The sequence below is a fragment of the Frankia sp. CeD genome (assembly GCF_000732115.1).
Lineage (GTDB): Bacteria > Actinomycetota > Actinomycetes > Frankiales > Frankiaceae > Frankia > Frankia casuarinae.
Map to the genome: position 1 here is coordinate 190,272 of NZ_JPGU01000002.1, position 12,956 is coordinate 203,227.

Annotated in this window: 11 protein-coding genes; 10 read left to right on the forward strand and 1 reads right to left on the reverse strand. The window is 68.3% G+C overall.

Features of this window, described 5'->3' with window-relative positions:
* Positions 1-81 precede the first annotated feature (81 nt).
* Together CED_RS02410 and CED_RS02415 are read left to right on the forward strand one after the other, a co-directional pair.
* Positions 82-3,969: a DNA-directed RNA polymerase subunit beta' gene (locus CED_RS02410; RefSeq protein ID WP_035908461.1), complete on the forward strand. Its 3,888-nt coding sequence runs from the start codon at positions 82-84 to the stop codon at positions 3,967-3,969.
* Positions 3,970-4,317: 348 nt separating this feature from the next.
* Positions 4,318-5,262 carry an RluA family pseudouridine synthase gene (locus tag CED_RS02415; RefSeq protein ID WP_051868641.1) on the forward strand — a complete coding sequence of 315 codons (945 nt, stop codon included), beginning with the start codon at positions 4,318-4,320 and terminating at the stop codon, positions 5,260-5,262.
* Here the strand turns inward: CED_RS02415 and mug are convergent.
* On the reverse strand, positions 5,239-5,826 hold the full coding sequence (mug, locus tag CED_RS02420) for a G/U mismatch-specific DNA glycosylase (RefSeq protein ID WP_011435035.1): 588 nt from the start codon (positions 5,824-5,826) through the stop codon (positions 5,239-5,241). The genes CED_RS02415 and mug overlap by 24 nt on opposite strands.
* 553 nt (positions 5,827-6,379) lie before the next feature.
* Here mug and rpsL point away from each other — a divergent pair.
* The 8 genes from rpsL (at position 6,380) to rplW (ending at position 12,953) form a co-directional block, all read left to right on the forward strand.
* Entirely contained in the window at positions 6,380-6,754 is a 375-nt protein-coding gene (gene rpsL, locus CED_RS02425; RefSeq protein ID WP_009740532.1) for a 30S ribosomal protein S12, read from the forward strand.
* The gene (rpsG, locus tag CED_RS02430) at positions 6,754-7,224 is read left to right on the forward strand and encodes a 30S ribosomal protein S7 (protein WP_011435036.1); all 471 of its coding nucleotides are present in this window, start codon (positions 6,754-6,756) and stop codon (positions 7,222-7,224) included. The genes rpsL and rpsG overlap by 1 nt, the downstream gene beginning before the upstream one ends.
* A 6-nt stretch (positions 7,225-7,230) precedes the next feature.
* Complete coding sequence (gene fusA / locus CED_RS02435) at positions 7,231-9,327, forward strand: elongation factor G (protein WP_011435037.1); 2,097 nt, start codon at positions 7,231-7,233, stop codon at positions 9,325-9,327.
* 73 nt (positions 9,328-9,400) lie between these two features.
* Positions 9,401-10,594: an elongation factor Tu gene (gene tuf, locus CED_RS02440; protein ID WP_011435038.1), complete on the forward strand. Its 1,194-nt coding sequence runs from the start codon at positions 9,401-9,403 to the stop codon at positions 10,592-10,594.
* A gap of 298 nt (positions 10,595-10,892) precedes the next feature.
* On the forward strand, positions 10,893-11,201 hold the full coding sequence (gene rpsJ, locus CED_RS02445; RefSeq protein ID WP_007514815.1) for a 30S ribosomal protein S10: 309 nt from the start codon (positions 10,893-10,895) through the stop codon (positions 11,199-11,201).
* 17 nt (positions 11,202-11,218) lie between these two features.
* Entirely contained in the window at positions 11,219-11,926 is a 708-nt protein-coding gene (gene rplC / locus CED_RS02450) for a 50S ribosomal protein L3 (protein ID WP_035908462.1), read from the forward strand.
* Positions 11,923-12,660, forward strand: a complete 738-nt coding sequence (gene rplD, locus CED_RS02455; RefSeq protein ID WP_011435040.1) for a 50S ribosomal protein L4 — start codon at positions 11,923-11,925, stop codon at positions 12,658-12,660. Before rplC ends, rplD begins: the two co-directional genes overlap by 4 nt.
* Positions 12,657-12,953, forward strand: coding sequence for a 50S ribosomal protein L23 (gene rplW / locus CED_RS02460; RefSeq protein ID WP_011435041.1), 297 nt, complete (start codon positions 12,657-12,659; stop codon positions 12,951-12,953). The genes rplD and rplW overlap by 4 nt, the downstream gene beginning before the upstream one ends.
* Positions 12,954-12,956: the final 3 nt, after the last annotated feature.

A 12,956-nucleotide genomic window follows, 5' to 3' on the forward strand; every position in this document is an offset into this window, starting at 1 on the left:
CGCCCTGATGGGCGGCGAGGCCCCCGGCGGCTCCATCCGNCTCCAGCGTCCCGACCGAGAAAGAGAGAGCAGGCGACAGTCTTGCTGGACGTCAACTTCTTCGACGAACTGCGCATCGGTCTCGCCACCGCGGATGACATCCGCCAGTGGTCGCACGGTGAGGTCAAGAAGCCCGAGACGATCAACTACCGCACCCTGAAGCCGGAGAAGGACGGGCTCTTCTGCGAGAAGATCTTCGGTCCGACCCGGGACTGGGAGTGCTACTGCGGCAAGTACAAGCGGGTCCGGTTCAAGGGCATCATCTGTGAGCGCTGCGGCGTCGAGGTGACCCGGGCCAAGGTCCGCCGTGAGCGCATGGGCCACATCGAGCTGGCTGCGCCGGTCACCCACATCTGGTACTTCAAGGGTGTCCCGAGCCGCCTCGGCTACCTGCTGGACCTCGCGCCGAAGGACCTCGAGAAGGTCATCTACTTCGCCGCGTACATGATCACAAAGGTGGACACGGACGCCCGCCACCGCGATCTGCCGACCCTCGAGGCCCGCATCGGCGTCGAGAAGCAGCAGCTCGAGGACAAGAAGAACGCCGACGTGGAAGTCCGGCAGAAGCGGCTCGAGGCCGACCTCGCACAGCTCGAGGCCGAGGGCGCCAAGGGTGACGCGCGACGCAAGGTCCGCGAGTCGGCCGAGCGCGAGATGCGCCAGCTCCGGGACCGGGTGCAGCGTAAGATCGACGATCTCGACCGCGTCTTCGACCGGTTCAAGAACATGAAGGTCCAGGACCTGGAGCCGGACGAGCTGCTTTATCGCGAGCTGCGCGACCGCTTCGGTGCGTACTTCGACGGCGGTATGGGCGCCGAGGCGCTGCAGCGGCGGCTGGCCGACTTCGACCTGGCCGCCGAGGCCGAGTCGCTGCGCGAGACCATCCGCAGCGGCAAGGGGCAGAAGAAGGCCCGCGCGCTCAAGCGGCTCAAGGTCGTCTCCGCGTTCCTGAACACCCGCAACTCCCCGATGGGGATGGTGCTCGACTGCGTCCCGGTGATCCCACCCGATCTGCGCCCGATGGTGCAGCTCGATGGTGGCCGGTTCGCCACCTCGGACCTCAACGACCTGTACCGCCGGGTGATCAACCGGAACAACCGGTTGAAGCGGCTGCTCGACCTCGGCGCGCCCGAGATCATCGTCAACAACGAGAAGCGGATGCTGCAGGAGGCCGTCGACGCGCTGTTCGACAACGGCCGCCGCGGCCGGCCGGTCACCGGCCCGGGTAACCGCCCGCTGAAGTCGCTGTCCGACATGCTCAAGGGCAAGCAGGGCCGGTTCCGCCAGAACCTGCTGGGCAAGCGGGTCGACTACTCCGGCCGTTCGGTCATCGTCGTCGGTCCGCAGCTCAAGCTGCACCAGTGCGGTCTGCCCAAGCAGATGGCGCTGGAGCTGTTCAAGCCGTTCGTGATGAAGCGCCTGGTGGACCTCAACCACGCGCAGAACATCAAGTCGGCGAAGCGGATGGTCGAGCGGGCCCGCCCGGTCGTGTGGGACGTGCTCGAGGAGGTCATCACCGAGCACCCCGTGCTGCTCAACCGGGCGCCGACCCTGCACCGCCTCGGCATCCAGGCCTTCGAACCGCAGCTCGTCGAGGGCAAGGCCATCCAGATCCACCCGCTGGTCTGCACGGCGTTCAACGCCGACTTCGACGGTGACCAGATGGCGGTGCACCTGCCGCTGTCCGCCGAGGCGCAGGCCGAGGCGCGGATCCTGATGCTGTCGAGCAACAACATTCTCTCGCCCGCATCGGGCCGGCCGCTGGCGATGCCGAGCCTCGACATGGTGACCGGGGTGTTCCACCTGTCCCGCCTGGCCGAGGGGGCGCTCGGCGAGGGGCGGTCGTTCTCCAGCGTCGCCGAGGCGCAGATGGCCTTCGACGCCCGGGAGGTCGCCCTTCAGGCGAAGATCAGGGTGCGGTTGCGGGACACCACCCCGCCGTCGGACTGGGTCCCGCCCGCCGACTGGGTCACCGGGGACGTGTTCACCCTGGAGACCACGTTCGGTCGTTGCCTGCTCAACGAGGCGCTGCCGGAGGGCTACCCCTTCATCAACGCCCAGCTGAACAAGAAGGCCCAGGCCGCGATCGTCAACGACCTGGCCGAGCGATACCCGAAGATCCAGGTAGCGGCGACCCTGGACGCCCTGANGAGCGCCGGTTTCTACTGGGCCACCCGGTCCGGGGTCACCGTCGCGATCGAGGACGTCGTCGCGCCGCCGAACAAGGCCGAGATCCTCGACGACTACGAGCAGCGTGCCGACCGGGTCCAGAAGCAGTTCGACCGCGGCTTCCTGTCCGACGAGGAGCGCCGCAGCGAGCTGGTCCAGATCTGGACCGAGGCGACCAACAAGATCGCCGAGGCGATGGAGGAGAACTTCCCGGAGACCAACCCGGTCTACGTGCTGGTCAACTCCGGAGCCGCTGGAAACATGATGCAGATCCGGCAGCTCGCCGGCATGCGTGGTCTGGTCTCCAACCCGAAAGGTGAGATCATCCCGCGGCCGATCAAGGCGAACTTCCGCGAGGGCCTGACCGTGCTGGAGTACTTCATCTCCACCCACGGTGCCCGTAAGGGACTCGCCGACACCGCCCTGCGCACCGCGGACTCGGGGTACCTGACCCGGCGGCTCGTCGACGTCAGCCAGGATGTCATCGTCCGCGAGGAGGACTGCGGCACCGAGCGCGGCATCCTCACTCGGATCGCCCGCAAGGGCGCCGACGGGGTGCTGGTCCGGGACCGGTATGCCGAGACCTCGGCGTACGCGCGGACGCTGGCCTCCGACGCGATCGACGCGAACGGCGAGGTCATCGTGCCCGCCGGCACCGACGCCGGGGACGTCGCGATCAGCCAGATCATCGAGGCCGGCATCGAGCAGGTGCGGGTCCGCTCGGCGCTGACCTGCGAGTCCCGGATGGGGGTGTGCGCCCAGTGCTACGGGCGCTCGCTCGCCACCGGCAAGCTGGTTGACGTCGGTGAGGCCGTCGGCATCGTCGCCGCGCAGTCCATCGGTGAGCCCGGCACCCAGCTGACGATGCGTACCTTCCACAGCGGTGGCGTCGCCGGCGACGACATCACCCAGGGTCTGCCGCGTGTCGTCGAGCTGTTCGAGGCGCGCAGCCCGAAGGGCAAGGCCCCCATCACCGAGGTCTCCGGCCGGGTGAAGATCGAGGAGACCGAGAAGACCTTCAAGGTCGTGGTGGTGCCGGACGACGGCAGCGACGAGATCGCCTACCCGGTCTCGCGGCGTTCGCGCCTGCGGGTCCGCGAGGGCGACCACATCGAGGTCGGCAGCCAGATTGTCGACGGTGCCGTCGACCCGCACGAGGTGTTGCGCATCCTCGGGCCGCGCCAGGTCCAGCTCCACCTGGTGGACCAGGTCCAGGAGGTCTACCGGTCGCAGGGTGTGTCGATCCACGACAAGCACATCGAAATCATCATCCGCCAGATGCTCAAGCGGGTGAACGTTCTCGAGTCGGGCGACACCACCCTGCTGCCCGGTGAGCTCTGCGAGCGGGCCCGGTTCGAGGCGGAGAACCGTCGGGTGGTGGAAACCGGTGGCCAGCCGGCCTCGGCCCGCCCGGTCCTCATGGGAATCACCAAGGCGTCGCTGGCGACCGAGTCGTGGCTGTCGGCGGCCTCCTTCCAGGAGACGACTCGGGTGCTCACCGACGCGGCGATCAACGCCCGGTCGGACTCGCTCGTCGGCCTGAAGGAGAACGTCATCATCGGAAAGCTCATCCCGGCCGGCACCGGGATCTCCCGGTACCGCAACATCCGGGTCGAGCCGACCGAGGAGGCACGTGCGGCGATGTACTCCGTCGGTGCCTACGAGGACGGCGGCGTCGAGTACGGTGCGTTCGGCACGGGCTCCGGCCAGGCGGTCCCGCTGGACGAGTTCGACTACCGCAGCTCGGGAGACTTCCGCTGAGCAGGCCGCGCGTAAGCAGGTCGCGAGGCTGACCGAGCGGAGCTGACCAGAGCCCGACCGAAGCCCGATCGATCAGGACCGGCCCGGCGCCCTCACCAGGGTGCCGGGCCGGTTGCGCGTCCAGGTCCGAAGCCCGCTGGTGGGACAGCGCGCAGAGGCGAAAATCGGCAGGACAGGGGCAGGTACATGCGGTGGCGGTGGAAGGTGGCGGCGGCGTGATTCTGACCGGCGACCACGACGACCTGAGTCGGTTGGCCGCGCCTTATCGGACAGTGGTCATCGAAGCGCTCCCCGGCAGTGGACGTGACCGGGGCTGACCGCGAGTGGACCGAGATTCGCCGGGAACGAATGATCTACGAGGATGAGGCCATTCTCGTGCTCGACAAACCCGTCGGCATCTCGGTCATGGGAGAGCGGCACGACACCGATCTCGTCACCCTCGCCGGGGATGACGGCGAGGAGCTGTTCCCGGTGCACCGCATCGACAAGGTCACCTCGGGCCTGGTGCTCTTCGCCCGGCAGTTGCGGTTCCACGGTGATCTCACCCGGCAGTTCCAGCGCCGCACGGTGGACAAGCGCTACCTCGTCCTGACCCGCACCCGCGGACTGCCCGCCTCGGGGACCGTCGACCTGCCGCTGAGTGTGGGGCGCAAGAGTCGGGTCCGGGTGGCGGCGAACCGGGCCGACATCATGGCCGACCTGGCGGAGGTGGCCCCCTTGGCGGAGGTGGCCGACCTGGGGGAGGTGGCCCCCTTGGCGGAGGTGGCCCCCTTGGCGGAGGTGGCCGACCTGGGGGAGGCGGCCCCCTTGGCGGAGGTGGCCGACCTGGGGGAGGCGGCCCCCTTGGCGGAGGCGGCCCGGGCAGAGGTTGGCCCGACCGGCGCCGGCGCCGGCGTCGGACGCTGGACGGTTCCGCCCGCCGCGGTGTTTCCCCACGTCCGGACATACCCGTCCGTCACGACCTTCATCCGGGTGTGGGAGGGCGGTGAGTACACCCTGCTCGCGGTCACGCCGGTCAGCGGGCGGCGCCACCAGATCCGGGTGCATCTGGCCTGGATCGGGCACCCGATCGAGGGCGATCCGCTGTTCGGCCGCGATGCCACCGCCCGCACCCTGCTGCACTCGTGGCGGCTCGCCTTCGATGCGGCTTGGGCCGGCGGCTCCCNCATCGAGGNCGAGGCGCCCCCCNGAGCCGACTTCTGGGCCCCGGTACGCACGCATCTGCCGGCCGGCCTGGCGGCGACCCTCCTCGGAAACGTGGCGGGTGGGTCAGGAATAGGCGGTTTCGCGTAGCTCGCCGTAGACCCGGACCAGGTCGGGCAGCTGGTAGTGCGCGTTCAGGCCGCTCGGATTGGGCAGGAGCCAGACGCCGGCGGATCCCAGGGTCTCCGCCTGGCGGCCGACCTTCGCGCCGCGGCGTCCGAACCCGATCCGGTAGGCGGCCAAGCCGAGGAAGGCCACCCACCGGGGTGCGACCCGTTCGACGAGTTCGGTGAGCCGGGGCACGCCGGCGCGGACCTCGTCATCGCTGATCTCGTCGGCGCGCGCGGTGGAGCGGTGGACGAGATTGGTGATGCTGATGCCCCGGCGGACCAGTTCGTCGGTCTCGCTGGGATGCAACCGGCGTGGGGTGAAGCCGGCGAGGTGCAGCACCGGCCACAGCCGGTTGCTCGGCGTGCCGAAGTGAAAGCCGGTGGCCCCGGACTCGAGGGACGGGTTGATCCCGCAGAGCAGCACGACGGTGGCCGGGGCGACCAGGTCCGGGACGGTGGTCCCGTAGGCCGCGAGCAGCGCGTCCCGGCTCGGCCGGCGTCGGGTGGGGGCGGCCGCGAATCGTGCGCCGGCTGCGTCAGACATGTCCTCGCGGGCCCTCCGATGCCGGTATCGTGCTGTCCCGTACAGCGTGCCAGTAGGTACAGCGTGCCAGTACGGGGGGCCGTGCTGGTGCCCGCCTGTGCCGCCCGTCGAGTGCGTACGCCCGTCGAGTGCATAGTGCGCGTGGGGTCTGCGTGGGATTTCGCCGGACACCCCCGTTCGACACCTGGCGCGGGCGTGGAGTACTGTTGAGCCCTGTGGTCGGAGTCCACGTGGCTCCGGCGTGCGTCCTGCACTTCGATGTGGCGCCGTGGTGCTCGCTAGGTTGACGTAAAGTCACTGTTCGGGTATCCGTCGGCGACTGTCGAGCTCGGTTCCGCAAAGCGGACGGGCGGGCTGGCGTGCTCCTCACCGGAACTGGATCATCGCATCGAGGTTTCGGTCGAATGGCGCGACACGCCCGACCGCGTGGGTCGGAGAAGCCGCTCGAGGACACTCCGGTGGATCGGGTGCGGACCACAGCAGCAGGTAGGCCGGCGTACCGGTCTGGTTGCCCAAGGCAGTACGACGAGGCGTGACAGGAACGGGAGCGGCGTTGCCCACGATCCAGCAGCTGGTCCGCAAGGGCCGGCAGGACAAGGTCGAGAAGACCAAGACCCCGGCACTCAAGGGAAGCCCTCAGCGTCGTGGTGTGTGCACCCGCGTCTACACGACCACCCCGAAGAAGCCGAACTCGGCCCTGCGCAAGGTGGCCCGGGTCCGGTTGAACAGCGGGATCGAAGTCACCGCCTACATCCCCGGGGTCGGCCACAACCTGCAGGAGCACTCGATCGTCCTGGTTCGCGGTGGCCGAGTGAAGGATCTTCCGGGTGTCCGGTACAAGATCGTCCGAGGCGCTCTCGACACGCAGGGCGTCCGTAACCGTAAGCAGGCTCGTAGCCGCTACGGCGCGAAGAAGGAGAAGGGCTGATGCCGCGCAAGGGGCCTGCGCCCAAGCACACCGTGGTGGTCGACCCGGTGTACGGGTCGCCGCTGGTGACCGCGCTGGTGAACAAGGTGCTGTTGAGCGGTAAGAAGTCGGTCGCGGAGCGCATCGTGTACGGCGCACTCGAGGGTGCGAAGAACAAGACCGGCAACGACCCGGTCGTCACGCTCAAGCGCGCGCTGGACAACGTCAAGCCGACGCTGGAGGTGCGCAGCCGCCGGGTGGGTGGTGCCACCTACCAGGTTCCGGTCGAGGTTCGCGCCGGCCGGAGCACTACCCTCGCGCTGCGCTGGATCGTCGGCTACTCCCGGGCTCGTCGCGAGAAGACGATGACCGAGCGGCTGATGAACGAGCTCATCGACGCAAGCAACGGCCTCGGCGCCAGCGTGAAGCGCCGGGAGGACACCCACAAGATGGCGGAGTCCAACAAGGCCTTCGCCCACTACCGCTGGTGATCCGACATGCCATCTGACGTACGTTCCTTGCTGGCCGGGACCCGCAACATCGGGATCATGGCCCACATCGACGCGGGCAAGACCACCACCACCGAGCGCATCCTCTTCTACACCGGTGTGAACTACAAGATCGGTGAGGTCCACGAGGGCGGCGCCACGATGGACTGGATGGAGCAGGAGCAGGAGCGGGGGATCACCATCACCTCCGCGGCCACCACCTGTCTCTGGCGCGACCACACCATCAACATCATCGATACCCCCGGCCATGTCGACTTCACCGTCGAGGTGGAGCGCTCGCTGCGGGTCCTTGACGGTGCGGTCGCGGTCTTCGACGCGGTCGCCGGAGTCGAGCCGCAGAGCGAGACGGTCTGGAAGCAGGCCGACCGTTACAACGTCCCGCGTATCGCCTTCGTCAACAAGATGGACCGGGTCGGTGCCGAGTTCCACCGCTGCGTGGAGATGATGATCGACCGGCTCGACGCGACGCCGGCCGTGATCCAGCTCCCGTGGGGCGTGGAGGCCGACTTCCGCGGTGTCATCGACCTGGTCCGCATGAAGGGCCTCCTCTGGAAGACCGAGGACAAGGGCGCCTCTTACGAGACCGTCGACATCCCGCGGGATCACCTTGAGGCCGCGCAGGAGTGGCGCGACAAGCTCCTCGAGACCGTCGCTGAGAACGACGACGAGCTCATGGAGCTCTACCTCGAGGGTGAGGAGCCCTCCACGGAGCAGCTCGTCGCAGCCCTGCGCCGCGCGACCCTGGCGAGCAAGGTCAACCCGGTGCTGTGCGGTTCGGCGTTCAAGAACAAGGGCGTCCAGCCCATGCTCGACGCCGTCGTCGACTTCCTGCCGAACCCGCTGGACATCGGCGCCACCGTCGGCCATGCGGTCGGTGACGAGGAGACCGAGGTCCGCCGGGAGCCGAGCGAGGACGAGCCGTTTTCCGCGCTCGCCTTCAAGATCATGAGTGACCCGTACGTGGGTAAGCTGACCTACATCCGGGTGTACTCCGGCAAGCTGACTGGTGGTTCGCCGGTGCTGAACTCGACGAAGGACCGCAAGGAGCGTGTCGGCCGCATCCTGCAGATGCACGCCAACCACCGGGAGGACCGGGAGGGCGTCGGCGCGGGACAGATCGTGGCCGTGGTGGGGCTGAAGAACACCACCACGGGTGACACGCTCTGCGACCCGAACGCCCCGGTGATCCTGGAGTCGATGACGTTCCCGGCGCCGGTCATCCACGTCGCGATCGAGCCGAAGACCAAGGCCGACCAGCAGAAGCTGGGCACCGCCATCCAGCGGCTCGCCGAGGAGGACCCGACCTTCCAGGTCCGCACCGACGAGGAGACCGGTCAGACGATCATCGCCGGCATGGGCGAGCTGCACTTGGATGTGCTGGTCGACCGGATGCGCCGCGAGTTCGGTGTCGAGGCGAACGTCGGCAAGCCGCAGGTGGCCTACCGGGAGACGATCCGCCGCAAGGTGGAGAAGGTCGACTACACCCACAAGAAGCAGACGGGTGGATCCGGCCAGTACGCCCGGGTGATCATCAACCTGGAGCCCTCCGGCGGCGACGGCGGTGGCTACGAGTTCGAGAACAAGGTCACGGGTGGTCGCATCCCCCGGGAGTACATCCCCTCGGTGGATGCGGGCTGCCAGGAGGCCATGGAGTTCGGCGTGCTCGCCGGCTATCCGCTGGTGGACGTCAAGGTCACCCTGCTCGACGGCCAGTTCCATGACGTCGACTCGTCCGAACTCGCATTCAAGATCGCCGGTTCGATGGCGTTCAAGGACGCGGCCCGCAAGGCCGACCCGGTGCTGCTCGAGCCCCTGATGGCCGTCGAGGTCACCACCCCCGAGGACCACATGGGTGACGTGATCGGCGACCTGAACTCCCGCCGTGGGCAGATCCAGGCGATGGAGGAGCGGGGGGGCTCCCGGATCGTACGGGCGCTGGTGCCACTGTCGGAGATGTTCGGCTACGTTGGTGATCTTCGCTCGAAGACCTCCGGCCGGGCGAGCTACTCCATGCAGTTCGACTCCTACGCCGAGGTTCCCGCGAACGTCGCCAAGGAGATCATCGCCAAGGCCCGGGGAGAGTGAGCGCCCTCACGGCGTGAGCAATACCCCTACCTGACTACACAGCACGACACCACCCGTCCTTGGAGGGACACCCGTGGCGAAGCAGAAGTTCGAGCGGACGAAGCCGCACGTCAATATCGGCACCATTGGTCACATCGACCACGGCAAGACGACCCTGACCGCGGCGATCACCAAGGTCCTGCACGACGCCTACCCAGACCTCAACCCCTTCACGCCGTTCGACCAGATCGACAAGGCGCCGGAGGAGAAGGCCCGCGGCATCACGATCTCGATCGCCCACGTCGAGTACCAGACCGACACCCGGCACTATGCGCACGTCGACTGCCCGGGACACGCTGACTACATCAAGAACATGATCACCGGTGCCGCTCAGATGGACGGCGCGATCCTGGTCGTGTCCGCCACCGACGGCCCGATGCCGCAGACGAAGGAGCACGTGCTCCTCGCCCGCCAGGTCGGCGTGCCCTACATTGTCGTCGCCCTGAACAAGGCCGACATGGTCGACGACGAGGAGATCCTCGAGCTCGTCGAGCTGGAGGTCCGGGAGCTGCTGAGCTCGTACGAGTTCCCGGGCGACGACGTTCCGGTCGTCCGGGTCTCCGCGCTCAAGGCGCTGGAGGGCGACAAGGAGTGGGGCGCCAAGCTCCTCGAGCTCATGGCGGCGGTCGACGAGTCGATCCCCGAGCCGCAGCGTGACATCGACCGGCCGTTCCTCATGCCGATCGAGGACGTCTTCACGATCACCGGTCGTGGCACCGTGGTCACCGGTCGCGTCGAGCGCGGAATCGTCAAGGTCAACGAGACCGTGGAGATCGTCGGTATCAAGCCGGAGACCACCTCCACCACCGTGACCGGTGTCGAGATGTTCCGCAAGCTGCTCGACGAGGGGCGTGCCGGCGACAACGTCGGTCTGCTCCTGCGCGGTATCAAGCGGGAGGACGTCGAGCGCGGCCAGGTCATCGTCAAGCCGAAGTCGATCACCCCGCACACGGTGTTCGAGGCTCGCGTCTACATCCTCAACAAGGATGAGGGCGGACGGCACACGCCGTTCTTCAAGAACTACCGCCCGCAGTTTTACTTCCGCACCACCGACGTGACCGGCGTCGTGACCCTCCCCGAGGGCACGGAGATGGTCATGCCGGGGGACAACACCGAGATGACGGTCGAGCTGATCCAGCCGATCGCCATGGAGGAGGGTCTGCGCTTCGCCATCCGCGAGGGTGGCCGGACCGTCGGCGCGGGCCAGGTTACGAAGGTTCTCAAGTAGTAGCCGTGGGCGGTGGGTCCGGGCGTGTGTACGGACCCACCGCCCACTGCGCTGCCTGACCAGGCAAGGCTCTCGCGAGACTCGGCTGCCGAGGACAACCGGCCGCCGGCAAGGGACGCAGCCCGGTCCCGGTCGACACGTCGAGCGGGACCGGCACGAGACAGCGGTACAACCGGCAGGTTCTTTCCGCCGGCGGCGGGGCGCCAGGCTCGCCGCGCGGCCGGCGGTGAGGATCTACGGGCGGTGACCCGGTAGCGATACCGGCCGGACGAGACAGACAGGACAGGCGAAGCCCACCATGGCGGCACAGAAGATCCGCATCCGGCTCAAGGCCTATGACCACGAGGTCATCGACAGCTCGGCGCGGAAGATCGTCGAGACGGTGACGCGGACGGGCGCGCAGGTCGCGGGACCGGTGCCGCTGCCGACGGAGAAGAACATCTACTGCGTCATCCGGTCGCCGCACAAGTACAAGGACAGCCGCGAGCACTTCGAGATGCGGACGCACAAGCGGCTGATCGACATTCTTGACCCGACGCCCAAGACGGTCGACTCGCTTATGCGCCTCGACCTGCCCGCCGGCGTCGATATCGAGATCAAGCTGTAAGAGGGGCCGGCGCAGTCATGCTCATCCGCAACTACAGAGGGCTCCTGGGCACCAAGCTCGGGATGACCCAGGTATGGGACGCGAACAACCGCGTCGTGCCGGTCACCGTCATCAAGGCCGGACCCAACGTCGTCACGCAGGTCAAGACGCCTGACTCGGACGGCTACTCGGCCGTTCAGCTCGGTTACGGCGAGGTCGACCCGCGTAAGATCAACAANCCCGCCCGCGGCCACTTCGCCACCAGCGGGGTGACGCCCCGGCGCCACCTCGTCGAGCTGCGGACCGCCGATGCCGGCAACTACCGGCCCGGCCAGGAGCTGACCGGCGAGGTGTTCTCCGCCGGGACCGTCGTTGACGTCACCGGCACCTCGAAGGGCAAGGGGTTCGCCGGTGTCATGAAGCGTCACGGGTTCAAGGGTCTGGGCGCGGGGCACGGCGTCGAGCGCAAGCACCGCTCGCCGGGGTCGGTCGGCGGCTGCGCCACGCCCGGTCGCGTGTTCAAGGGCCTGCGCATGGCCGGCCGGATGGGTCACGTGCGCACCACGACCTCGGGGCTGACGATCCACGCCGTCGACACCGAGCNTGGCTATCTGCTGGTCAGGGGTGCGGTGCCCGGCCCGGATGGTGGTCTGGTCCTCGTGCGCAGCGCGGCCAAGCGCCCGGCGCCCGAGGCCATCGCCCCGGCGGCCGAGCTGGCCGGTACCGGTGAGGAGGTCTCGGCATGAGCCGGGTGGCCACATCCGACCCGAGCGTCACCGCGCGCACCGTCGCGGTGCACGCGCCGAACGGGGGCGAAGGCGGCAGCGTCGAGCTGCCCGGTGGCGTGTTCGACGTGCCGCTCAACATCCCGCTGATCCACCAGGTCGTGGTGGCGCAGCTCGCGGCGGCCCGCCAGGGCACGCACGACACGAAGACCCGCGGCGAGGTCCGCGGCGGTGGCCGCAAGCCGTATCGGCAGAAGGGCACCGGCCGGGCCCGGCAGGGATCGCTGCGGGCTCCGCAGTTCACCGGCGGTGGCACCGTACACGGCCCCACACCGCGCAGATACGACCAGCGGACCCCGAAGAAGATGAAGGCCGCCGCGCTGCGCGGCGCGCTGTCCGACCGGGCCCGCAACAACCGGGTGCACGTGGTGTCCTCGCTGGTCTCCGGCGAGACGCCGTCGACGAAGAGCGCGGTCACCGCGCTGCGGACGATCGCCGACACCCGCCGGGTGCTGGTGGTGGCGAGCCGTTCGGACGAGCTGACCTGGAAGAGCCTGCGCAACGTCGCGGCGGTGCACCTGCTCGACCCGGGCCAGCTCAATACCTATGACGTGCTGGTGAGCGACGACGTGGTCTTCATCGAGGATGCGCTGGCCGCGTTCCTTGCTCGTGACACCCGTCCGGCAACCTCCACCGCCGGGACCGAGGCTGCCGCGGGCACCGAAGGTGTGGCCGGGGCGGAGGAGAACAAGTGATTCCCGACCCGCGTGACGTGATCCTGCGGCCGGTCGTCTCCGAGAAGAGCTACGGCCTGCTCGACGAGAACGTCTACACCTTCATCGTGCGTCCGGACGCGAACAAGACCCAGATCAAGCTCGCGGTCCAGCAGATCTTCAATGTGCGGGTCCTGCGGGTGAACACCATCAACCGGCAGGGCAAGCGCAAGCGGACCAAGCACGGCTGGGGACACCGGTCCGCCTCCAAGCGGGCCCTGGTGAGCCTGGCTCCCGGTGACACGATCGAGATCTTCGGAGGCCCCGGTGCCTGAGCG